General features: G+C 61.8%; 18 protein-coding genes and 1 tRNA gene. 7 read left to right on the top strand and 12 right to left on the bottom strand.

All coding sequences use genetic code 11. The features are described from left to right. Positions 1–2: 2 nt before the first annotated feature. From JNJ45_12245 to JNJ45_12270, 6 genes are all read right to left on the bottom strand, one after another. Entirely contained in the window at positions 3–911 is a 909-nt protein-coding gene (locus JNJ45_12245) for a threonylcarbamoyl-AMP synthase (protein ID MBL8049441.1), read from the bottom strand. Next, positions 908–1,717 carry a shikimate dehydrogenase gene (aroE, locus tag JNJ45_12250; protein MBL8049442.1) on the bottom strand — a complete coding sequence of 270 codons (810 nt, stop codon included), beginning with the start codon at positions 1,715–1,717 and terminating at the stop codon, positions 908–910. Before aroE ends, JNJ45_12245 begins: the two co-directional genes overlap by 4 nt. Then, positions 1,714–2,706: a YqeG family HAD IIIA-type phosphatase gene (locus tag JNJ45_12255; protein MBL8049443.1), complete on the bottom strand. Its 993-nt coding sequence runs from the start codon at positions 2,704–2,706 to the stop codon at positions 1,714–1,716. The genes aroE and JNJ45_12255 overlap by 4 nt, the downstream gene beginning before the upstream one ends. A 104-nt stretch (positions 2,707–2,810) precedes the next feature. Then, positions 2,811–3,818, bottom strand: coding sequence for an endolytic transglycosylase MltG (mltG, locus tag JNJ45_12260; GenBank protein MBL8049444.1), 1,008 nt, complete (start codon positions 3,816–3,818; stop codon positions 2,811–2,813). Beyond that, the gene (gene ruvX, locus JNJ45_12265) at positions 3,805–4,206 is read right to left on the bottom strand and encodes a Holliday junction resolvase RuvX (protein MBL8049445.1); all 402 of its coding nucleotides are present in this window, start codon (positions 4,204–4,206) and stop codon (positions 3,805–3,807) included. The genes mltG and ruvX overlap by 14 nt, the downstream gene beginning before the upstream one ends. Further along, on the bottom strand, positions 4,203–4,946 hold the full coding sequence (locus JNJ45_12270) for a hypothetical protein (GenBank protein ID MBL8049446.1): 744 nt from the start codon (positions 4,944–4,946) through the stop codon (positions 4,203–4,205). Before JNJ45_12270 ends, ruvX begins: the two co-directional genes overlap by 4 nt. Before the next feature lie 20 nt (positions 4,947–4,966). Between JNJ45_12270 and JNJ45_12275 the strand changes: the two genes are divergently transcribed. Then, positions 4,967–7,156, top strand: a complete 2,190-nt coding sequence (locus tag JNJ45_12275) for a penicillin acylase family protein (protein ID MBL8049447.1) — start codon at positions 4,967–4,969, stop codon at positions 7,154–7,156. Between the two features lie 58 nt (positions 7,157–7,214). Here JNJ45_12275 and JNJ45_12280 read toward each other — a convergent pair whose 3' ends face one another. Next, entirely contained in the window at positions 7,215–7,991 is a 777-nt protein-coding gene (locus JNJ45_12280) for a prepilin-type N-terminal cleavage/methylation domain-containing protein (GenBank protein ID MBL8049448.1), read from the bottom strand. Between the two features lie 150 nt (positions 7,992–8,141). On the opposite strand from JNJ45_12280, the gene JNJ45_12285 reads away from it, so the two are divergent. Together JNJ45_12285 and JNJ45_12290 are read left to right on the top strand one after the other, a co-directional pair. Further along, positions 8,142–8,229: transfer RNA gene (locus JNJ45_12285), tRNA-Ser, on the top strand. 9 nt (positions 8,230–8,238) lie between these two features. Next, positions 8,239–8,628 (top strand): hypothetical protein, encoded by a 390-nt coding sequence (locus JNJ45_12290; protein ID MBL8049449.1) that lies wholly within the window; start codon positions 8,239–8,241, stop codon positions 8,626–8,628. On the opposite strand, the gene JNJ45_12295 is transcribed toward JNJ45_12290, so the two are convergent. Together JNJ45_12295 and gatB are read right to left on the bottom strand one after the other, a co-directional pair. Continuing rightward, the gene (locus tag JNJ45_12295; protein MBL8049450.1) at positions 8,625–9,218 is read right to left on the bottom strand and encodes a hypothetical protein; all 594 of its coding nucleotides are present in this window, start codon (positions 9,216–9,218) and stop codon (positions 8,625–8,627) included. The two genes, JNJ45_12290 and JNJ45_12295, sit on opposite strands and share 4 nt — an antisense overlap. After that, positions 9,211–10,683, bottom strand: coding sequence for an Asp-tRNA(Asn)/Glu-tRNA(Gln) amidotransferase subunit GatB (gatB, locus tag JNJ45_12300; GenBank protein ID MBL8049451.1), 1,473 nt, complete (start codon positions 10,681–10,683; stop codon positions 9,211–9,213). The genes JNJ45_12295 and gatB overlap by 8 nt, the downstream gene beginning before the upstream one ends. Positions 10,684–10,724: 41 nt before the next feature. Between gatB and JNJ45_12305 the strand changes: the two genes are divergently transcribed. The 4 genes from JNJ45_12305 to smc are packed head-to-tail and all read left to right on the top strand — an operon-like array spanning position 10,725 to position 16,756. Continuing rightward, on the top strand, positions 10,725–11,327 hold the full coding sequence (locus JNJ45_12305; protein MBL8049452.1) for a 2,3-bisphosphoglycerate-dependent phosphoglycerate mutase: 603 nt from the start codon (positions 10,725–10,727) through the stop codon (positions 11,325–11,327). Positions 11,328–11,377: 50 nt separating this feature from the next. Continuing rightward, positions 11,378–12,247: an FHA domain-containing protein gene (locus JNJ45_12310; protein ID MBL8049453.1), complete on the top strand. Its 870-nt coding sequence runs from the start codon at positions 11,378–11,380 to the stop codon at positions 12,245–12,247. Beyond that, entirely contained in the window at positions 12,240–13,223 is a 984-nt protein-coding gene (locus tag JNJ45_12315; protein ID MBL8049454.1) for a cellulase family glycosylhydrolase, read from the top strand. The genes JNJ45_12310 and JNJ45_12315 overlap by 8 nt, the downstream gene beginning before the upstream one ends. A gap of 53 nt (positions 13,224–13,276) precedes the next feature. Beyond that, on the top strand, positions 13,277–16,756 hold the full coding sequence (gene smc / locus JNJ45_12320) for a chromosome segregation protein SMC (protein MBL8049455.1): 3,480 nt from the start codon (positions 13,277–13,279) through the stop codon (positions 16,754–16,756). On the opposite strand, the gene clpB is transcribed toward smc, so the two are convergent. The 3 genes from clpB to ispG all read right to left on the bottom strand — a co-directional run bounded on the left by clpB (position 16,753) and on the right by ispG (position 22,489). Further along, a complete protein-coding gene (clpB, locus tag JNJ45_12325) occupies positions 16,753–19,371 on the bottom strand; it encodes an ATP-dependent chaperone ClpB (GenBank protein ID MBL8049456.1) in 2,619 nt (872 codons plus the stop codon). The genes smc and clpB overlap by 4 nt on opposite strands. A 122-nt stretch (positions 19,372–19,493) precedes the next feature. Beyond that, entirely contained in the window at positions 19,494–21,068 is a 1,575-nt protein-coding gene (locus tag JNJ45_12330; GenBank protein MBL8049457.1) for a hypothetical protein, read from the bottom strand. Positions 21,069–21,211: 143 nt separating this feature from the next. Next, positions 21,212–22,489 (bottom strand): (E)-4-hydroxy-3-methylbut-2-enyl-diphosphate synthase, encoded by a 1,278-nt coding sequence (gene ispG, locus JNJ45_12335; protein ID MBL8049458.1) that lies wholly within the window; start codon positions 22,487–22,489, stop codon positions 21,212–21,214. Between the last annotated feature and the right edge of the window lie 57 nt (positions 22,490–22,546).

Consider the following 22,546-nt stretch of genomic DNA (forward strand, 5'->3'; position numbering starts at 1 on the left):
TGTTACCGACCCGCGGCCTTGTGCAACCGCTCGCGGATGGCGGCCCATTCCGGCGAATCCGGCGGCATCTCAATGCCGATGCTTTCGAGCTTGCGTTGGTCGAGTTGAAACAGCGCGTCGTAAAGCTCGAACGCGTATTCGGCCGGATCGTAGCTCATGATCAGCTGGTTCGCGTTTTGGCAAGTGCCGAAGCAGAGCCCGGGCTGCTGCGGCGTGAGTTTGTCCACCAGCACCACCGGCGTATCCGGCGAATAGTGCCGCAAGTATTGCCCCGGCGCGATGCGCGGCCCGTCCACGGGACCCACGGCCACCGGAATGCCCAGCGCATCTTCAAGCGCCGCTCGGCTCACCTGGCCCTCGCGCAGGACGCGCGGTTGATCGCCGATCAGGCTGAGAATGGTGGATTCGATGCCGACCCGGCTCGCGCCGCCATCAAGAATCACCGTGCTGGCGGCCCGAATCTCCGGCGAAAGGTGCTCAATGCGGGTCGGCGAAAGGTGAGTAAACACGTTGGCGCTGGGCGCGGCGAGCGGCCGTCCGGAGCGCAGACAGAGTTCGCGGGCGAGCGGATGGTTCGGGACCCGAACGGCCACCGTCTCCAATCCGGCGGTCGTGAAGGTGCTCACGGAAATGGCTTTTGGCAACACCAGCGTCAGCGGCCCTGGCCAAAAGCGGCGCGCGAGTTCCCATGCCACGTCAGGAATGTCGCGAGCGACGAGCGGCAAATCTTCAGCGCGAGCAATATGAACGATCAGCGGATTGTCGCTGGGGCGACCTTTCGCCGCAAAAATCCGTTGCACCGCTTCATCGCTGGTGGCGTCGGCGGCCAAGCCATACACGGTTTCGGTCGGCATCACCACCAACTCCCCGCGCACAATGGCGGCGGCGGCCAATTCTAACTGCTCATTCATGATGTCACGGCCTGCATCATCGCCTCGCGCGGAGCGGGTTGCTGCAACCACCATTCAAATGATCGGGCGGCTTGCGCCACAAGCATATAGCGACCATCCACGGTTCGGAATCCGGCCAACGCCGCCTCGCGCAACAGCGGGCTCGGTAAGTCGCCATAGATCACGTCGTAAACCAGCGCGCCCGGCTTGGGTTGACCCCACGGAATATCCATGGAATCGTTGCTGAGCCCCGCGCTCGTGGTGTTGAGAATGAGGTCGAAACCTGCTACGCTCGGCTGCGCCAAAAACTCGGCCCCGACCTTGTCGGCCAGAGATTCCGCCTTGCTCGCGGTGCGGTTGTAAATCGCGAGTTCGTAACCCGCCTCGGTAAGCACTCGCGCTAGCGATTGCGCGGTACCGCCTGCTCCAAGCAGCAATACGCGGCCTTGCGCCGGCACCTTAAGCGAGCCGAGCGAATCCAAAAATCCTTGCCCGTCGGTGTTGGTGGCTCGCCGGGTGGCGAGTTCGATGGTGTTGGCCGATTCGAACTTCCGGCACTCGGCGTCGGCGCTCTCCGCCCAGGCGTAGGCTTCGAGTTTAAGCGGCAGGGTGACATTCACCCCGCGATAACCGAGTTCCTGCAGACTCGCCATCGCCTCGTTGAACTCCTCGCGCGGCACGTGAATTGCTTCGTACCGTAGGTTCAAGCCCAACGCCTGATACGCCGCCTGGTGAATGCGCGGCGACCACGAGTGGCCAATGGGGTCGCCGACGACGGCAAAATCGCCCGGCATGGCTTGCTGCCAGTACGTTCCGCCGGTGATCACTTCGCTCTCCGAAACGCCCAGAGCCGCTGGCCCAGGAAGTTGCACACCGCCCCGACGGCGGTGGCGACGAACGTCGCGACGAAGAGGCTGCGGTTCGGATGGCCCGGCAACACGTTGTTGAGCGAGCCCGAAATCAGCGCGTTGATGATGAGCACCGAGATCGAAAGAATAAAGAAACGCCGGACCTGTTGCCGCATTTCGTCCTTGCCGTGGATACCAAACGTCCAGCGTCGATTCCAATAAAAGCTGTTGAGAATGGCGATACACCCCGCCAGTGCCGCCGCGGGGTACACCGCCGCCTTGGCCGGCTCCTTGATGTGGCTCAGCGCGGCGGGGAAGTGCTCCAGCATCCAGCGACCGACGGGCTCGGCCAGCAGCTCGCCGTTCCAATGCGCCACCCGCAACAGCAGAAACCTTATCGTCATGTCGATGGCGAACGAGCTTCCGCCGACGATGAGGAACTTCATCACTTGCCGGACGATTCGCCGCTGGAAAATCCCTTCGCGCGGCACAATCGGCAGGTCATCGTCTTCCTCTTTCAGGGCTTGATACAGCCGCCCGGTGACCAATCGCTCGGCTCGTCGAGAAATGTGGCGCGTGCCGGCGAACTCGCTTTCGCCCATCTGTCGAACCCAAATCGTCGCGATGCCGCTGCGATTGCCGCCGAGAATGTCGGTAAAGAGTTGGTCGCCGATCATCAGCGTTTGCGCGGGCTCCGAGTTGAATTTCTTCATGGCCGCCAGGAACATCTCGCGGCTTGGCTTAAACTTGCCGCGCATCGCCTCGATGCCAAGAATCTCGCTAAGGCGCGCCAGTCGTTCGGGCCGCTTGGTGTTGCTGATGATGCAAAGTTGCAACCCGGCCGCCTTGGCGTCGGCCACCCACGCCGAGACTTCGGGCGAAAACTCCTCGCCGCGCCACGGCACCAGGGTGTTGTCCACGTCGAGCAAGACCAGTTTGTAGCCGCTCGCGGCGATTTCACTCGGCAAGAGGTCGGTGATGTGATGAATCGCCTCGCTCGGGCACAGCTTGCGCAGCGGCCCACGGATGCCCGCCTGCTGAAATTTGCCCGTGCGAAAAGTTCTCAGTTGCCCTACCCCTGTTCGCGAGCCGCTCGCATGGCCGCCCGCGCTTTATTGATATTACTCAGATGGCTCCCGTAATCCGTCGAAAACAGGTGGAACTGGGTGGGTAGCGCCACATAAAAGAAGTAGTTATGCGACTCGGGCTTGAGCGCGGCCATTACGCTGCGTGCGCTCGGCGAGCAGATCGGGCCGGGCGGCAGACCGTCAATCAAGTACGTGTTGTACGGCGACTTGACCGTGTTCACCACGCCCGGACCAAGGTTCTTCCACACCTGCAGCGCGTAGAGCACGGTCGCGTCAATCTGCAGGCGCATGCCCTTGCGGAGGCGATTTTCGATGACACCCGCCACGCGCGGTCGCTCCTCATCCTTCGCCGTCTCGCATTCCACCATGCTGGCGATGTTCACCAGCCGAGCGATGTTCGCGCCTTTCGGAAGCTCCTTCGCGATGCGCTGATCGAACGTTTTGAGTTGAATCTTGATCGTCTCAAACGCGCCGATCATCGGCGGCAAATCGTAGGTATCGGGGTAGAGATAGCCCTCCAACGTGTTCTTCGGGAGCGGAAAGCTGACGTACTTTTGAAACTTCTCGGGCTGCTTGACGAGGTCCACATATTCGCCCTTTTTGCAAACGCCTTTCGCTTCCAGGCGATCGGCCACGCGGGCGGCCCACCAGCCTTCGGGAATGCGCACCATTTGCTTGAGCGGCGAGTTCAACGCCTTGAACAAGTGATCGGCGGTCATGCCCGGCTGCACCTCAAAAGTGCCGCTGCGAAACGCTTCGTACTTGCCCTTCACTTTGGCGTACAGGTTCATCGCCATCGGGTTCTTGATCACGCCGAGCCGCTGCATTTCGGCCATCGCCGCGTTAAACGACTTGCCGCTGTCAAAGCGAATCAGCTTCTTGTCGCCCGGTGCGGTTGGGCCGATTTCTTTGCTGACCCAGGCACCGCCGCCAACCACCGACGCCAGCCCGAGCACCAAAATGCCGCCAAAGATTTTCTTAACTTTGCTCATCAAAAAACCGTTCGAGAATGATCAGGGCGGACTGGCCATCAATTGCTTTGCGTCGCTGGGCCGCGGTCCACTCGGTGTTCGCCAATCGCGACTGCGCTTCCACTGTGCTCAACGCTTCGTTGACCTCGATGACCTCAAAAGCGAGGTCGCGAATGTGTCCGGCTAGTTGGCGACAGATGCGTGCCTGCCGATCATCCTTGCCTCCCAAAGGTACCCCCACAACCACCACCGTGGCTTGCTCGCGGCGGGCGACATCGCCAATCGCTTTGGCGTCGGTGGCGAGTTTTCCGCTCGCCTTGAGAGCGGGCCGTACGGCCAAAGCCAACTTGCTTTCGCCGACCGCCAGCCCAATCCGCGCGAACCCAAAATCAACGCCGAGCGCCCTCATCGAAAGGTCCGCTCCACCCAATCCGCCAGCCCCGGCGCAAAGCTAATCGCCTCGGGGCCGGCCTTCCCGCCCGCGTAGTTGGTGCACATCCCGCCCGCCTCGGCGACAATCAATCGCATCGCGGAAATGTCGTACGGCTGGACCAGCGGGTCCACCATCAGCGGGGCGCGCCCGCTCGCCACCATCGCGTGGCCGTAAGCGTCGCTCCAGGTGCGCAAGCCTTGGTAGGTGTCGGCCAAATCCAGCAGCGGGTCGAGCTTGCCCTGGTCCCGCAAGCGCGTCGGCGCGCCACAGCACAGCATGCACCGCTGAGGATCAATCTCTTGCATCACCTGAGCCGGACGATGCTGGTAGTAAGCACCCTCGCCGCGCTCCGCGTAGAGCAACTCGTCGGAAGCAGGGAAGTACGCGACGCCCACCACGGGATCGCCGTCTTGCTCAAAACTCAGCAACGTGCTGAACAGCGGCACGCCGCTCATGTACGACTTCGTGCCGTCAATAGGGTCAATCAGCCATTGCTGCGAGCGGTCGCCGCTGGCACCTTCTTCTTCGCCGTAGATGCCGTGCTCCGGATACCACTTGCGAATCTCGTCGCGGATAAGAGCCTCGGCTTGTAAGTCGGCAATGGTCACCGGCGACTGATCGGCCTTGAGCTGAATCTCGGCGTTGCGGAAAAACTGCAAGGTCGATTTGCCGCCCATCACCGCCGTGTGAATGGCGAATTCAAGCAAGGGTGACATTCCTTTAGTATAGTTGAGGCATGACGGCAATGTTGCTGGCGGCGAGCCTCTTGGCGGGCCCATTTGTAACCCGAAGCGAATACGGCGTTCCCATGATTTCGGCCCCGAGCGAGCGCGAGGCGTTCCGCGCGTTGGGCCGGGCCACCGCCGAGGATCGCCTTTGGCAGATGGAGCTTTCGCGGCGCACCTTCCGCGGCGAACTCGCCGAGATCCGCGGGGCGAGCGCGGTCGCGAGCGACACCGAAACCCTACGCACCTCGTACACCGACAAGGAACTGCAGACGCAGATTCAAAAGCTCTCGCCCGAAGGCCGACTCGCGTTCAATTCCTACGCCGAGGGCATCAACCAGGCGATTGCGGTGATGGAGCGGACCGACTCCTTGCCCGCCGGATATGCCGAGTTTGGGTTCAAACCGAAACCGTGGACGGCGCTGGATTCGGCGAGCATCGCGGTGGGCATGGCCCGCCGATTCGGTGGCGGTGGTGCCGGCGAGATTCGCAACTACCTCGCCTACCAATATCTCAAAGCGGGGAACCGGGCGGCCGGCCTCATCATGGACATTCTCGACGACATGCTCTGGCAAAACGCGCCCGAGTCGATTCCGACGGTGGACCCCGCCGACGATCCGCTCGGCAAAGCTCCCGCCTACCTACAGCCAGTGAGTCGCGCGGTCAGCGAAGGTCATCTTGCGCTGCTTCCCAAGGCGACCGTGCCTGAACTCATTCCGGGCGTCCGTCTCGCCAACCTGGAGCAGCAGACCAAGCTCGCCGAAACCCTGGCGGTGGTCTATAAAACGGGCTCCTACGCGATTGTCGCCCACAAAAACCGCTCGGTCACCGGTGAGAACTTGCTCCTCAGCGGCCCGCAAATGGGCCACACCATGCCGAGCGTGGTCTACGAAGCGCGCATCGACTGCCCGACTCTGCGGGTGCAAGGCATCACCGTGCCCGGCGTGCCGCAGGTGGTGGTCGGCAACACCCCGAGTTTTGCCTGGGGACTCACGACGGGCGTGGCCGACACCACGGACATCTTTGTCAACCTCACCCGCGATGGCAAGTACGAATCCGACAGCGCGTGGCTAGACTTTGGTCGCGAAACGCGCACGATCCGAGTGAAAGGCGAGGCCGACCGCACCGTGGAGCGGCTCACCACAAAGTTCGGCCCGGTGGTGGTACAAAGCCCAACCGGCCCCGCGGCCTACAGCCTTCGCGCCAGCTACGCCGGGCAGGAGTTGCGCGGGTTCGACGAGATGCTCGCGATGCAGCGACTCTCGGGCGTGCGCGCGGCCCTGCGCCATGCCGAAAAGATCCCGCTCGGTTTCAACCTGTTTCTCGCCGATCGGCAGGATATCGGCTATGCGTTCTGCGGGCTGATGCCGCGCCGATCACCCCTGGTGGACCCGCGCTTCCCAACGCCCGGCCACTCCATATTCGACTGGCAGGGCCTCACGCCGTTGCCGAAACTGGTGCAGGTGCTCAATCCGAAAAATGGGCTCCTGGTCAACTGGAACAACAAGCCTGTGAGCTGGTTCCCGAACCTCGACACGCCCGCCTGGGGCGAGATTTTCCGCAACGAGCTCCTGGTGCGGGCCTTGCCGAGCGGCCGATTGGCCATCGCCGACATGGTGCAGGCCGTTCGGACCATCGCTCAGCAGGAAGACGAAACTCAGCTCAAGTTCCTCAGCATGTTCCGGCGTGAAGCATCGGCCGGCACCGCCACCGAAGCCGCGCTGAACGCGGTCGAGCCGACGCTGCGCGAAGGCTCCTCGGGCGATGCCACTTACCGCCGGTTGGTGGACCGCCTCCGCGAGAAGCTCTTTGTGCCGACAACCGGCAACTTCCTGCAGCCCGACTTCTTCCGGATGGCGGTGCAGCCGAGCGTGATTTGGCGCGCGATACGTGGCCGCACCAAGGCCAACTATCTAGGCGACCGCACCCCTAAAGCAATCCTCAAGGAAACTTTGGCCGACATCGAGAAACTGCCGCCGATTGCGGGAGTGCCGCTTCCGCGACTGAACTACGGCCTCGGCGCAAACAACCCGACGCTCAGCAACCGGGGGACATTCATTCAGGTCGTCAGCCAAGGCCGCGAATGGCTCGGGCAGAGCGTGCTCGGCCCGGGCAACGCCAGCCAGGGCCCGCACTCGCAGGATCAGGTGCCCCTGATTCGCGAATGGATGTTTAAGCCGCAGCGACCCTGGACCCCGTAAACAAGAAAGCGCCCCGGAGATTTCTCCGGGGCGCTTTCGCATGCTTTTCAGCTTTCGCTTATTGCATGTCCCACTGGTTCTCGGGCGCACCGATGGTGTAACCAGCCGGGATCGGACCCGTGACCTTCTTGATGGCCTGCGTCTTCACCGAACCATCAATCATGGCGGTCGTCACGCGGTCTTCAAACACCGGATAGATGGTTTGGGTCGACCACGAGGTGAGCCAATTGTTGGTCGTCGTGTTGTACTCGGTACCGTTCGGATGCGTAAAGCCGCCGATCGGAGCCAAGAACCACTGAGTTGCGTAGTTGATGCGAAGCGCGCCCCACTTACCCGAGTCGGTTTGCGTCGACGGCGTCGCCACGTAGTAAGCCGAATCGGCGAACAGAATGGTTTGCGACGGCGACTGCGGATTGCTCAGACCGATCGAACTATCAGCCCAGGCAACGCCCAGCGTCGGCTGGTAGTCCGAGATGTGCCACGGATAGTCGCGGCCGTAGTTGGTCGTGTCCGACGAGTTTTCCGGCTGCCAATACTTCTTAGCGCCCGGATTGCGTCGCAGCGACGGCTCCTTGTAGTATGGCAACGTGATTTGCCAGAACGACTTGTAGCCACCCTTGGCCGTGGCATCCACATAGTAGGCCAGCGGCAAAGCGTCGTCGTTGTCACCGGCATACATGTTTGCGGCCAGCGAAAGTTGCTTGAGATTGTTCGTCGACTTCGTCTGCTTAGCCGCGGCTCGCACCTTGGCAAAGACAGGGAAGATAATCGACGCGAGAATTGCGATGATCGCGATGACCACCAGCAACTCGATGAGTGTAAATGCCTTCTTCATATAACCCCAACTCCCCAATAAAGAAGAGCTCCGTTTAGTCCATTCCACACTTAGGTAAGAAAACTGTAAGGGCCGTGAAAATTGCGTGAATTTCGCAAACGCGCACAGTTGGCGAACCGGGCAGGGCGTCGGCCATAATAACCCTGGACTGGAGTGGTGTCCGAGTGGTCGAAGGAGCGCGATTGGAAATCGCGTATACGGCAACGTATCGTGGGTTCGAATCCCACCCGCTCCGCCAGTCTTGCGTATGCAACCCACCCCCCGCGAGCAACAAACGCGCGACGCCGTGATCGCCGAGGTGCTCCGTTGCATTGACGAGGCCGTAACCATCAAGCTTCCGGCGTTCAACCCCGACCGGCAAACCGGCAGCGACTTTGCGCTGCAGCATGTCGGCATCGAAGCCAACCCGTTTGGGGGCACCGTGGGTGCATTCCGCTACCAATTTGAGGCGGAAGAAGACCTCCTGCACTTGTTCATCTTGCGCCTCGATGGCGAGCCGATCAGCGTGACCGAAGGGCGACCGGTAGCCGCGTTTGTGCTCGGCGAGGTGCCGCCCGCGATGATCTGGTTTAAGCCTGGCGAGTATAGCCAGCACTACTACTTAGGGCACGAAGCCCTTACGTGGGTTCGGGTCTAAAACGGGAAAATCCGCGCCGCCTTCATGAGCTTGCGGATGCGTTCCAAGTTCGCCTTGGCCGCCATGTCGGTCGGATGGGCGCTCACGAGCTCCTGATAAATACGGAAGGCATTGGCGAGGCTGCCGGCCTTTTCATACGACCGCGCTAGCAGCCGGTACGAATTCGGATGCGGGTTGCGGCTTAGGGTCGGCTCCAGCAGAGGAGCGACCTTGGCGTACATCTTCATTTCGTAATAGAAGTTTGCTTCGGGCCACGCGGCGTCGGGGTCTTTGCTCAGGTTCGCCTGCCGAAACTGGATGTAGACCGCGAGCTCTTCGTTGCGGCGTCCCAGGCTTTTGAGCAAGAACCCGTAGTCGGTCGCGCGCTCGTAGTCGTTGGGATAGAGCGAGGCACGGAACCCGAGAAGTTGCACCGCTCGAGGAAGATCGCCGTGCTCAAACCAGTAGTCTGCTTGCCGGCCCATGCGGGCATCGGCCACTCGCCAAATCTCGTTAACGCGCCCGATATTGGGTAGCGAGGGCAGCGTCTGCGCCCCTGCTTGAGCGAGCACCATCAGCCCCGCCAGCATGCACCAAGTTCGACTAAGCATCTAATTCTGCGCGCATGATGTCCTGCACGAGCGGCGCGTTGGCGCGGCCCTGGCTTTTGCGCATTACTTGTCCGACGAGGAAGCCCATCGTGTTGGTTTGCCCATTTTTATATTTCTCGACTGGACCAGGGTTTTCGGCCATTGCCTCGCGGCACCATTTCACAATCTCGTCAGTGTCGCTAATCTGGCTGAGATTGCTCTTGGCGAGCAACTCGCCCGCTCGCGCGCCGGTGCGGAACATCTCATCAAACATCGTCTTGGCGGTCTTGCCATTGATGTCGCCGCGCTGAATGTGCGAGATCAGTTCGACCAAGTGGCTGGCGGAAATCTTGCTCAAGTCGTGCTGCGCGTCAACTTCGGACTCGGCGATCACCTGCCCGGTTTCGTTGAGCAAGCGCGCGAAGTCGCTGTTCATCCAATTGCTCAGCAGTTTGGGGTCGCCGCCCTCGGCCACGCCCATCTCAAAGAAGCTTGCCCAGTTCTTGTCGGCCACCAGCACGCCCGCTTCCTTGGCGTTGAAGCCAAGCTCGGTTTGGTACCGCTGCGACTTCGCAAGCGGAAGCTCCGGAAGCGAAGCGCGGATGGACTCGACGTACTCCTCGGTGAACTCAATCGGCACGAGGTCGGGGTCTTCAAAGTAGCGGTAGTCGTTTTCCGATTCCTTCAGCCGCATCGCGTAGCTGGTTTCGTTGCCGTCGTTCCAGCCGCGAGTTTCCTGCAGGACCTTGCCGCCGCCTTCGAGCACGGCGATTTGGCGACGCGTCTCGAACGCCACGCCCAGTTGCACGGCCCGGAAGCTGTTCAGGTTCTTCAGCTCGGTTTTCGTGCCGAGAGTTTCGGTCGTGTCGGGTCGGACCGAAATATTGGGCTCGCACCGCATGGAACCCTCTTCCATCTTGCCGTCGCAAACGCCAAGGTAGATCAAGATCATGCGGAGTTGCATCAGATACTCGCGCGATTCGTCGGCGGTGTGAATGTCGGGTGGAAACCCGCTGACAATCTCCATGAGCGGCACGCCCGCCCGGTTGAAGTCCACGCCTGAGCCGCCGCTGGGCAGGTGCAGAAGCTTGCCGGTGTCTTCTTCCAGGTGCACGCGGCGGATGCTTACCCGCTTGGTGCCGGTCACCGGGTCGGGAATTTCAAGAAATCCGTGAAAACCAATCGGGTTTTCCTCGCCGTATTGGCTGACTTGATACGCCTTGGGGAGGTCCGGATAAAAGTAGTTTTTGCGGTGGAACAGCGAGTGCATCGCCACCTTGCAGTTGAGCGCGAGGGCGGTCTTGAGCACCATTTCCACGGCCATCCGGTTAGGCACGGGCAGGCTGCCGGGAAGACCCAAACACACCGGGCACACGCGAGTATTGGGCTCCCCACCAAACGCCACCGCGCAGCGGCAGAACATTTTGGAGTTCGTTTGGAGCTCGGCGTGAACCTCCATGCCCACGCTCGTGATGTAATTCGCCATGCCAATTCGAGTTTACCAGCGGTTGAGGTACAAACCAAGCGATGGCAAAACTCATCCTCGTGCGTCACGGACAGTCCCTTTGGAACCTCGAAAACCGCTTCACCGGATGGGTGGACGTGCCGCTGACCGACCAAGGTCGAGCCGAGGCAACCGCCTGCGGGGGCAAGCTGACCGGCATCTCGATTGACGTGGCCTACACGAGTTCGCTGACTCGCGCGCAAACAACATGCGGGCTGATTCTCGAGGCCATGGGCGCCACCGTGCCCGTGATCCGCGACCAGGCGCTGAACGAACGCCACTACGGCGACCTCGCCGGCCTAAACAAGGACGACACGGTCGCCAAGTACGGGGCCGACCAAGTGAAGATTTGGCGTCGTAGTTACGACGTGCAGCCGCCCAACGGCGAATCGCTCAAGGACACCGCCGCCCGAACCCTGCCATTTTTCGATCGCTGTATCATGGGCGATATCCGCCAAGGCAAGGATGTGCTCGTCGTAGCGCACGGCAACAGCAACCGCAGCATCGTCATGAGCCTCGAAAAGTTGAGCAAGGAACAGGTTCTCGAACTCAATCTGGACACCGGCGTGCCCCTGGTTTACGATCTCGAAACCGATGGCACGATCCTCAACAAACAAATTCTCTAGGTGTTCCGTCTAGGAAATACCGCTTCCTCTTCCGAAGTTTTCATTGAGCCATGGCAGATAAGACCCAAATGATCCCGCAAGCGCCAAGCGTTGATGCGAACAAAACTCTCATGGGCGGCATGCCCGCCTTGCACGCCAAGGTGGACGCGACGATCACGATAAAGCCGGTGCAGTGCCCGGTTTGCAAGACGTTCAACCCTGCCGGGATCATGTTCTGCAACGAGTGCGGCCTCATTTTCGATCGCGCGCTCGATGGCGATGCCTTTGGCGCGCCGGCTGTGCAACTCCCCGTCCTGGTCGACGAAGGCGGTCGCGAGCACTTCGTTCGCCCGGGAACGCTCACCCTGGGTCGGCAAGGCGACATCGCCTTGGAAGACGGCCGGATCAGCCGCCTCCACGCGCAGGTGACGCTCGACGGCGCGACGGCTTGGCTGGAAGATTTGGGCAGCACCAACGGCACCAGCATCAACGGCAACAAGATTGCGGCGGGTTCGAAAGTAGCCCTGAACCACGGCGAGCAGATTAGCCTCGGCGGATACAAATTGACCCTCAGCCTGCCTGGCGAGACCAACAAAACCATGGTCGCGATGGGCGGGAAGACGCAGGCGATTTCCGTCGTGCCCACCACGAGCACCAAGGTCGGTGCACTGGTCGCCGAAGGGCTCGATTATCCCCTGCACAAGGGCGTCAACACGTTCGGGCGTCGCGACGACAACGCGATTCAGCTCGACAACAAGTTTGTCTCGGGCAAGCACGGCGAAATCGAGGTCACCGATCAAGGCGTGTACCTGACCGATACCGGCAGCACCAACGGCACCGTGCTCAACGATACGAAGCTCAACGCAAACACGCGGACACTTCTGCAGCCGGGAGACGTTATCCTTCTCGGTGGTATCGAATATCGAGTTGAACTTGCGTAGCTGGCTGATCGCCGGCCTTTTGATGGGGGCAGTTGCGTCTCGGGCGCAATCGCCGCTCGACGCGTCGCCGCAGATTAACCTCACCGAGCATCTGCAAATCCAGTTCGATCAATCGTTGTCGCTCGACAAAGCCCGCGCGGTCTCGCGGCTCGGCTTCAAGCTGGTGCGCCTCCCGGTGACCTCGCTCGATCGCGACTTCGTGATCGTCGGGTCGGTGCGCAATTTGCTGCGCGCCGGGCTGAACGTCGTGCTCGATTTTCACCCGGACAACACCAAAGACTTTGTTCGCACCGACGATTTTTGGCTGGCCCCGGCGTGGTGGCACAACCTTGCCTCGCAGTTCAAAGGCGAGCACCTCGACCGGCTGGCATTCGAGATTGTCAACGAGCCCGATTATCGCGGCAAACCAACCGAGCGGTACGACGCCTGGTTGCGCCTGTGCATCGAGGCGATCCGCGAGGTGGACCCCAAGCGATGGATTGTCGCCAGCAACCCTTACATGGGCGACCCCGACTTTTTCGGCGGCCCCAATGGCAATTGGACCCCGCCCAAAGGCATCGATCGTCTGGTGGTGCCGATGCACTACTACCGCCCGTTTAACATCACGCACAGCCGCAACTACTTGGCCAAGCGGCGCGGCGAAACCGTGGCTCGTGGCGCGCGCGGCGCGCCCTATCCGCCCGAAAATGACGGCTCTTTCGACGACCGCGACTACCGTAACATGGGCCTCCACTTTTCGCGTTACCGCAACTGGTGCCGCCAAAACGGCGTGTGGCCCTGGGTGGGCGAGGCCGGTTGCTACGAAGACGTGCCGGGCCGCGAGCAGTGGTTCCGCGATGTCAAGGCGCTCGGCGCGAAGAACGGCATCAACATCTGCTGGTGGAGCACCGATGGCTTCGCGATCGGCGCGAAGTGGGACCGCGACGGCTACACCCTGCGCTTCCCGGAAATTCTGCGCATCCTCACCGGTCGGTAAGTGGAAAAGTGGGCGCGTCGCCGCCTCCCGCGAACCCGTCTTGAAACTTTGACGTGAAGCTCAAGCGCGCCAAATTTTTTGGGTTCAAAACCTTTGCTGATCGGACCGAACTCGAGTTCGATTGCGACCTGATTGCGGTGGTCGGGCCGAACGGCTGCGGCAAGAGTAACATCGTCGACGCGATTATGTGGGGCCTGGGCGAACCCAACGCCCGCAACCTGCGCGCGAACACGAGCCAAGAAGTGATTTTCGCGGGCAGCAGCACCCGCAAGCCGCTGGGTTACGCCGAGGTCATTCTCGAGTTTGATAACCGCGACGGCAGCCTGAACATTGACGCGGAGACCGTGGAAATCGGCCGGCGATTGAGCCGCTCGGGCGATAGCGAGTACACGATAAACCGCAAGAATGTCCGGCAAAAGGATGTCCACGACCTGCTCGCCGACTCGGGCTTGGGCCGAACCGGCTACGCCATCGTCGGGCAAAAGGACATTGACGCCGCCCTCAGCGCGAGTGCCGTGGAGCGCCGTGCCTGGATCGACGAAGCCGCCGGTGTGCAACGCTATCGCCTGAAGCGGCATGAGTCGCTGCGTCGCCTCCAAGCGGCACAACAATCTCTGGACCGCGTGAACGACATTCTGCGCGAGATTGACACCCAGCGAGAGCCGCTCCGCGAGCAAGCCGAAGTCGCGATTCGCTATCGCGCGGCGGTGGCATCGTTACGCGACCTCGAAGTCGGGTTGCTCGCCAAGGAATTTGTCGAGTCTCACACGCGGTTGCTCGAGCTTGACGCGCAAATGGATTCGCTCGCCGTGATCGCGGCGAAGGAGACCGAGCAATCAGCCGAGCTTCGTCAAAAGGGCAAGCTGCTGGCCGACACTTTGCACGACAACGAGACGCGAGGCGACGCTCTGCGCGAGTTGCAGCAGTCGCTCCTCACCGCGCAGGCCCGCCTGGAGGGCCAAGCCAAGCTGATTGAGCAACGGCTCGCCTCGCTGGATGAACTCGAAGCAAACCTCGACAGCGAGGTCGCCGACAAGGCCGATTCGATGCAGAGCCTGTTGGCCGACGTCGCGTCGTCCGGTTCTCAGGTTTCTGAGCTGGAAGCCGCGCTGCTGGCCGCCCAAGCCGAGGTCGCCGGGCTGGGCAATCTCGCCGAATTGCAAGGCGAGCTAGCCATTGCCGAGTCGCTGTTGGCTGGCGCACGCGCCGCCGAAACCGTAGTGACCCAGTACGAGGTCCGCACCCGGCTGGACCAAGATCGCGACCACCAAATTCGCCGCGAAATCGCGGGCATCAACGCCTCGCTACCTGATCTCAACAAGGAAATCGAGCGCTGCGAAACCGATCTCGGCGAACTCAAGGCCGCCGAAAACGAGCGAGAACTCGGGCGTCGTGTCACCCAAGATTTGGTCCGCCAGCTTGAGCAAGGTCGCCGCAAAATCGAGGGCGATCAGCGCGAGGTCCTCGCCTCCATCGCCCGTGTGCAGGGCCTCAAGCAGGCTCTGGAGCACTCGATTGAGTCCATGGAGGGCGTCGCCGCCGGGGCTCGCGCCGTGCTCGCCGCGGTCGAGAGTGGCCTCATCGAAGGCCAGTACGACTTGGTGGCGAACGTGGTTTCGACCGATCCTGACTATGTGCTTGCGCTCGAAACCGCGCTCGGCGCGAGTGGTAGCGACCTCATCGTGCCGCACGATTCCCACGCCAAACGGGCGATCGAATTCCTGAAGGATCGTCGCATGGGCCGCGCGACTTTCCAGCCGGTGAACCTGATGCGGCCTGCTTTCGCGAGCCAAGAACTTCGCCGCGTGGCGCAGTCGCGAGGCGTCATCGGCATCGCCAGCGACCTCGTGGATTGCGCGCCGGAATTCCGCCCGGTCATTGATTCGCTTTTGGGTCGAATCCTGTTCTGCGAGACCCTCGATGACGCGCTTGCGCTGGCCAAAACCGCCGGGTGGTCGCGGCTCGTAACGCTCGATGGGGAAGTGGTGTTTAGCTCCGGCGCGGTCACCGGCGGCACCGCAAAATCTGGCGGCCCGGGCCTTGTCACCAAGCGGCAAGAACTCGCCGACACCGAGCTTGACTTGGCCGATTTGCAAGCCAAACTCGCCAAGGTCGAAGCCAAGATCGCCGAGATCGACGCCGAGATCGGGCGGAGCGAGCAGGGTGTCGAAGCGCCGACCCACGACACGACCGAGCAGCGCGCCGAGATTGAGAACTGGCTAGTAAGTTTGCGCGCCGAGCGCGCCGAAGCCGAGCGCACCCTGCGTCGCCTCGAAGCCGAGCGCGAAGGCGCCGGCGTGGCGCTGGCCGACGCCGATCTGCTACTGGCCGCCACGCGCCCTGAACACGAGCAGCGCTGCGACGAACTCAAGGTCCGCATCGCCGCCCTCGGCATCGAAGCCGAAGTTGCTCGCGAGCGATTGGTCGAGTGTCAAACCCGCCTCGATACGGCTCGCGATTGGGCTCAGGAAGCCGCTCGCCGCCTCGAACTCGCACAATCCAGCCACGGCACCCGCGACGAGCGTCGCCTGAAGATCGCCGAGCAACGCGCGGCCGCCACCCAGGAAGCCGGTCAAAACCAGAACGAGCAGCAGCGCAGCATCGAACGGCTCAGCGACATCGCCAGCCAACTCGCCAACCTCCAGGGCACGCGGGCCGAGATATTGCAGGAAAGTTTCCGCCTCACCGAGCTGGAAAAGGAGGCCCGAACCAGCGCCGACAAGGCGGAAACTGCCATCCGCGACGGGCAAGTGGACCGCGTGCGCCAGGAATCGCGCAAGGCGCAGGCCTACCAGCGATTGCTGGAAGAGCACGGCCTCGACGAGGAGGCGATCCACCTGGCCGCCGCCGAGACGGAGCTCCCGGACGACGCAAAGAGCGCGGTCAGCCGCCTGCGATCCGAGGTCCGCGCCATGGGCACGGTCAACGTTGGCGCGATCGAACTGTACGAGCAACTGACCGAGCGGTACACCACGCTCCACGCCCAGTACGATGACGTCGAGGCGAGCAAGCTGCAGATTCAGGAAGGCATTCGCGAACTCGACGGCCTCACCGGCGACCGATTTTTGGCCGCGTTCACCCAGGTGCAAGAGCACTTTGGGCACTTCTTCGCCCAGCTTTTTGTCGGTGGCGAAGCCGAGCTCATGCTCACCGATCCGCAGAATGTGCTCGAATCGGGCGTCGAAATCGAGGTCACCATCCCCGGCAAGCGCCGTCAGCGGCTTGAACTCCTCAGCGGCGGCGAAAGAGCGCTCTCGGCGTGCGCGTTCCTGTTCGCGCTGCTGCGGGTCAAGCCCTCGCCGCTGGTCATTCTCGACGAGGTTGACGCGCCGCTCGACGGCCGCAACGTGGAGCGGTTCGTCAACGCGCTTGAGGAGTTCAAGGGCATCAGCCAGTTCGTGCTGATCACGCACAACCCGCTCACCATCGAGGTCGCGCCGATGTGGTTCGGCGTCACGATGAAGGAGCCGGGCGTCACGACCGTGGTGCCGTTCCGCTCAGCCCCCGCATTGGGCCAGAAGAGCCTCGCCTAGCTACTCGGCGCGGGCTCGCTGGCCTTCGGAGTGAAGCGCAGCGCGCCCTCGGCGAAGTCCACCTCCACCGCCTGACCCTCGCGAATATCCCCGCCGAGGATCGCCTTCGCCAGCGGATTCATGATCTCGCGCTGGATCGTGCGCTTCAACGGTCGCGCGCCGTACATCGGGTCGAAACCTGTGCTCGCCAGATGCAAAAGGGCGGCGTCCGTGAGCGTCAGCGTGATCTTTTGCTCCGCCAAACGCTGGCTGAGGTGCTCCAACTGAATCCGCACAATTCCGCGCACCTGCTCCATGCCGAGCTGGCGGAACACGATCATGTCGTCCAAACGGTTGAGGAATTCCGGCCGGAAGTGGTGTCGGACCTCCTCCAAGATCTTGCCTTTCACCTCCTCGAAATTCGGTCCGTCGGTAAACGGATCGCCGTACAAATGGCTGCCGATGTTCGAAGTCAGAATCACGATGGTGTTCTTAAAGTCCACCGTACGACCTTGGCCGTCGGTCAAGCGACCGTCGTCCAGCATTTGCAGCAGTACGTTGAACACCTCCGGGTGCGCCTTTTCGACTTCGTCGAGCAGCACCACCGAATACGGGCGGCGACGCACGGCCTCGGTCAACTGACCACCCGCCTCGTAACCCACGTACCCCGGAGGCGCCCCGATGAGGCGAGCGACCGCGTGGCGCTCTTGATATTCGCTCATGTCGATGCGAACCATCGCCTTCTCATCGTTCAAAAGGAACTCGGCAATGGCGCGCGCGGTCTCGGTTTTCCCGACGCCGGTTGGCCCGAGGAACAGGAACGAACCCACCGGCCGGTTCGGGTCGGCCATGCCGCTGCGACTCCGACGAATCGCGTCGCTGACCGCTTGCAGGGCCTCGTGTTGACCCACGACGCGGCGCTCCAACTGGTCCTCCAGCGAGAGCAGTTTCGCCATTTCGCCTTGCATCAAGCGGCTCACCGGAATGCCGGTCCACTTGGCGATGACGTCGGCGATATCCTCCTGCGTGACCTCCTCGCGGAGCATGCTGCCGTTGCCCTGCACGGCCTCAATCGCTTGCTGCGCGGCTTCTAGCTCGGCGCGCAGGCGCGGAATCGTACCGTGCTGAAGCTCCGCCGCGCGACCCCAATCGGCGTCGCGCTCGGCGTTGGCGAGCTCGGTTTGCGTGGAGTCCAGTTCGGTCTTGAGCACGCGGATTTTTTCGATCTCGACCTTCTCGCGTTGCCACGTCGCGCGCAGCGCGCCGACTTGCTCGTTGAGCTCGGCCAGGCGTCGCTCGACCCCGGCCAAGCGCTCCTTGCTGGCACTATCTTCTTCCTTGCGCAAAGCCTCGCGATCGATTTCGAGTTGCCGAATCTGGCGCTCGACTTCGTCAATCTCGCTCGGCACGGAATCAATCTCAATCTTCAGGCGGCTGGCGCTTTCGTCAATCAAGTCAATCGCCTTGTCGGGCAAAAATCGGTCGCTGATGTAGCGGTCGCTCAGCATCGCGGCGGCGATCAACGCGCCGTCGGTGATGCGGACACCGTGGTGAATCTCGTAGCGCGGCTTAAGGCCGCGCAGAATCGAGATCGTCTCCTCCACGGTCGGTTCGTCCACCAACACGGTCTGGAATCGGCGCTCCAGCGCGGCATCCTTTTCGATGTTGAGGCGGTACTCGTTGAGCGTGGTCGCGCCGACGCAGCGCAGCTCGCCGCGAGCGAGCATCGGCTTGAGCATGTTGGCGGCATCGAGCGAGCCCTCGGCTTTGCCCGCGCCGACCAGCGTGTGCATCTCGTCGATGAACAGGATGATCTGATCTTCAGCCTTTTTAATCTCCTCAAGCACAGCTTTTAGGCGCTCCTCGAACTCGCCGCGATACTTCGCGCCCGCAATCAGAGCCCCCATGTCGAGGCTAATCACGCGCTTGTTGCGCAGACCCTCGGGCACGTCGCCCGCGACGATGCGCTGCGCGAGACCCTCGGCCACGGCGGTTTTCCCGACACCGGGTTCGCCAATGAGGACGGGGTTGTTTTTGGTGCGTCGCGACAGCACCTGAATGACGCGCCGAATCTCTTCGTCGCGCCCAATCACGGGGTCGAGTTTTCCTTCGCGGGCTCGCTCGGTCAGGTCGGTGCCGTACTTATCAAGGGCCTGAAATCGTTCTTCTGCGCTTGCATCGGTCACGCGCGATCCGCCGCGAATCTCCTCGATGGATCGGCGCAACACGTCCTCGTTGAGGCTATTGCTCTTGAGGATGCGGCCCACCGCGCCGGTGTCTTGCAGCAGGGAAAGCAGCAAGTGCTCGCCGGTCACAAATTCATCGCCCATCTTGTCGGCGATCTCAAACGCGCGGTTGAACGCCTCTTGCAGGCGACCGCTCATGTTGGTGCCGTAGCTTGCGCTTTGGCCCTGCACCTTCGGGCGCTTGTCGAGTTCAGCGCGCAGGTCACTGAGCATGGCGCGCGAGGCGCCGCCCGCCTTGTCCACGAGGGCGCGGACGGTGCTGGGCTCAGCTTCGAGCATGGCGAGCAGCACGTGCTCGGGGTCGAGCGCCTGATGCTGAAACTCCACGGCCACTTGGACCGCGGCTTGAAGTGCTTCCTGAGTACGAACGGTAAGTTTATCGAAACGCATTTGAGTCTATAACGCTAAAGTGAATAGCCTGTACTATTGTAACGTTCTTCAACCAGGTTGCGTTCCAATAAAAATGGCCCCGGCACGAATGCCGGAGCCAGATTTTGCCTCAACGAGAAGACTTATTCTTCGCCGCTTGCATCGAAGTTCGAAGCAAGGATGGTGTAGTCCGCGATGTCGATAAATCCATCGCCGTTGAAGTCGGCATCTGCGGGAGCAAAGCCCACCGTGTTGTCCACCGTCAGCCAATCCGGATCGCCCGATGTGCGATCGAAGAAGTAGGCCAGGACCGTGTAGTCGGCGATGTCCACCACGTCGGTGGTGTCAACGTTGCCGTTCAGCAGGTTGACGTTTCCGATGGAACCGCCCGACACGTTCACAATCTTGCGCGTCAGCGAGGTGTCGGCCTTGATGACCACCGTGTAGGGCGTTGCCGCCGTCGTTGTCAACGAGAAGTTGCCCGCGTTATCCGGCGAGAAACTCAGCGTTTCCAGCAGGGTGCCGCTGCCATCCTTGATCTTGGCCGTCATGACCTCACTGCTCAGGTTGCCCGCGTAGCCCGAAAGACTCACGACACCCGAGAACGTGCTGCCGCCCGAGACTTCGTACATGCGAACTGCATTCTTGTTGTTGACGCCGTTTTCGCCGTACGCCACCAGCAGGTGAAGCTTGCCGCCGACCACTGCCGTGCGGAAACCAAGCACGTCGGTGGTGAAGCCGTTTTGGGCCACGCCGCTGATTGGCTCGGTGCCGTTGATTGAACCCACTTGGCTCCAAACGCCGGCCGACTCTTGGTAAACCTTGATTACGTAGTTCGCGCCATCGTTGTGGTCCGTCGCCAGAATCGTGGCGCCGCAGCCGCTTGCGGCGGGGATGTACCACACGTTTTGCATTTGCGTGTCCACATCGGCTAGGTCAACCAGCTTCACGTGGGCACCAAAGGCGCTCGCGCCGGTGCGCGGGGCGTACCACACGTCGTTCAGCGATCGCCAGAACAGGTTGCCGGCGGCATCAAAACAGATGTCGCGCCAGTTGCGCGCGCTCAGGAAGTTGTTGCTGTTGGTCGCGTTGCCCGCGTTGGCGCCGTTGCCATCCAGGAATCGGAAAAGCAAGCCGCGACCGTAGGCCGAAACGGCGAGGCGCGGAGTGGACGTGAAGGGGTCGAGCGCCAGACCGTTCATGCGGTTGGCGGTCGAGCCGTTGACTTCCGCCGGCGTCAGGTAGCCCGGAGTCGTGTCGGCGGGGTCGGCGGTAAAGCCGAGCTGGGCCCACAGACCGTCGCGTTGATTGGTGGGGAAGTTCCAGCGGACAAACGCGCTGTTCTTCCAGTCCGGGGTGCCGGCCGGGTGAACTTCGCTGAGGCCGTAGCCAAAGAAGAGTTCGGCGTTGCCGCTTCCATCCACCATGTACTCGACCTTCGACTCGCGGCCGCCACCCGCGGCGACGAGACCGGCCACATCACCGGTGCTAAAGAGCTTGGCCACGCTCGGCGTTCCAAGCGGGTCGGAAATCGTAGCCACACCCGACTTGCCGGTACCGGCCGAGTTCTTCAGGCCGCTGACATAGAGGTTGGTGCCGTCGGTGGTGACGTCGCAAGCGAGGTCGCCGTAGTCGCTACCGGCGGTAATCGCGGTCGAAAGGTCAATGTTCTTGACCTGCTTAAAATTGGGGACTTGCGCAACGGCGCAGGCGCTCATTGTCGCAAGTGTGAGAAGAAATCCAGCACGTTTCATAGGGCTTCCAGACCGACACCATCGGCAGTTCGGCGACGCTAGTTTACTCCGGGAAATGGCCGAAACCATCGCAGGATTGTTCGTAACCCGCAATTCTGCGGGCAAACTTATCGCACAGTTAACGGGGTGACGGGTTGGCGGACTTCGGTCGGGTCGCTCCATTTGCCGTCGCTCTTGAGCAACGCAATCAGTTCGCTCACGCCTTGCTCTTGCGGGATGTTGTTCTTGACCACCGATTTGCCGCGATACAGCGTGATCTTGCCGCCCGCCGCACCCACATAGCCATAGTCGGCGTCGGCCATTTCGCCCGGCCCGTTGACAATGCAGCCCATCACTGCGATGTCGAGCCCCACCAGATGTCGGGTGGCCTCGCGAACCTCGTGCAGCACGGTCGGAAGATTAAACTTGGTGCGCCCGCAACTGGGGCAGGCGATGTATTCGACCTTGGTCTTGCGCAAGCCTAGCGATTGCAGGATGTCGTAGCACACCGGAATCTCGTGAATGGGGTCCTCGCTGAGACTTACCCGAATCGTGTCGCCGATACCCTCCATCAGGAGCGTGGCGATACCGGCCGTGCTCTTGATCCGCGCGTACTCGCCGTCGCCGGCTTCGGTGACGCCGAGGTGCAGCGGATAGTGCATGCCCACTTCGTCCATGCGTTGCACCAGCAGGCGATTGGCGGCGACCATGATCGGCACGCGGCTGGCCTTGGCGCTGATGTTGAGGTTCGTGAATCCGTGCTTTTCGCAGAGGCGAAGGTATTCCAGCGCCGACTGCACCATGCCCTCGGGCGTATCGCCGTAGGTCACAAGCATGCGCTCGCTCAGCGAACCGTGATTGACGCCGACGCGCATCGCGCGGTTGTGCTTCTTGCAAGCCTCAATCACCGGCACAAAACTTTCTTCAACGGCGGCGACCTCCTCGTTCCACTCCTCATCCGAGTAAGCAAGCTCGGCCCGCAGCGACTCGACTGAATCGTTGGCTTCGCCGCGCAGGTCCTTGCCTTCGGCTCGCGACCCGTGCCGCTTGAACACAAACAGGCCGGGATTGACGCGGATTTCTTCGACGTACTTGGCGGCTTCCACGGCGATGGCCGTCCCCTGGTGGTGCACGTCGGCGGTCAGAGGCACGTCGTGGTACTGCTCGCGGACCTTGGCCTTGATGGCTTCCAGGCATTGCGCCTCGCCGAGGGTGGGCGTGGTCACCCGCACGATTTCGCAACCGACTTTGTGCAGCGCGATAATCTGCTCGACGCAGGCTTCGACGTTGCGGGTTTCCTCGGTGATCATCGACTGCACAACCACCACATGGCCCGACCCCATGGTGATGTTGCCGATGGTGCAGGGTGTGGTCGAGCGACGAGAGATAGTCGGGGCGATGCTCACAAGTTAAGTTTACGAGAAACGAGCGTTAATTTTCTGACAAATTGCTGGGACTTAGGT

Origin of the sequence: Chthonomonas sp. (genome assembly GCA_016788425.1) — a bacterium.
In the GTDB taxonomy this organism is placed as follows: domain Bacteria; phylum Armatimonadota; class Fimbriimonadia; order Fimbriimonadales; family Fimbriimonadaceae; genus JAEURQ01.

Bases quoted from the DNA above. Each gene is read 5' to 3' on its own strand.
- JNJ45_12245 (MBL8049441.1), bottom strand. From the start codon at position 911: ATGAATGAGCAGTTAGAATTGGCCGCCGCCGCCATTGTGCGCGGGGAG.
- mltG (MBL8049444.1), bottom strand. From the start codon at position 3,818: ATGAGCAAAGTTAAGAAAATCTTTGGCGGCATTTTGGTGCTCGGGCTG.
- ruvX (MBL8049445.1), bottom strand. From the start codon at position 4,206: ATGAGGGCGCTCGGCGTTGATTTTGGGTTCGCGCGGATTGGGCTGGCG.
- JNJ45_12270 (MBL8049446.1), bottom strand. From the start codon at position 4,946: ATGTCACCCTTGCTTGAATTCGCCATTCACACGGCGGTGATGGGCGGC.
- JNJ45_12275 (MBL8049447.1), top strand. From the start codon at position 4,967: ATGACGGCAATGTTGCTGGCGGCGAGCCTCTTGGCGGGCCCATTTGTA.
- JNJ45_12280 (MBL8049448.1), bottom strand. From the start codon at position 7,991: ATGAAGAAGGCATTTACACTCATCGAGTTGCTGGTGGTCATCGCGATC.
- JNJ45_12290 (MBL8049449.1), top strand. From the start codon at position 8,239: ATGCAACCCACCCCCCGCGAGCAACAAACGCGCGACGCCGTGATCGCC.
- JNJ45_12295 (MBL8049450.1), bottom strand. From the start codon at position 9,218: ATGCTTAGTCGAACTTGGTGCATGCTGGCGGGGCTGATGGTGCTCGCT.
- gatB (MBL8049451.1), bottom strand. From the start codon at position 10,683: ATGGCGAATTACATCACGAGCGTGGGCATGGAGGTTCACGCCGAGCTC.
- JNJ45_12305 (MBL8049452.1), top strand. From the start codon at position 10,725: ATGGCAAAACTCATCCTCGTGCGTCACGGACAGTCCCTTTGGAACCTC.
- JNJ45_12310 (MBL8049453.1), top strand. From the start codon at position 11,378: ATGGCAGATAAGACCCAAATGATCCCGCAAGCGCCAAGCGTTGATGCG.
- clpB (MBL8049456.1), bottom strand. From the start codon at position 19,371: ATGCGTTTCGATAAACTTACCGTTCGTACTCAGGAAGCACTTCAAGCC.
- JNJ45_12330 (MBL8049457.1), bottom strand. From the start codon at position 21,068: ATGAGCGCCTGCGCCGTTGCGCAAGTCCCCAATTTTAAGCAGGTCAAG.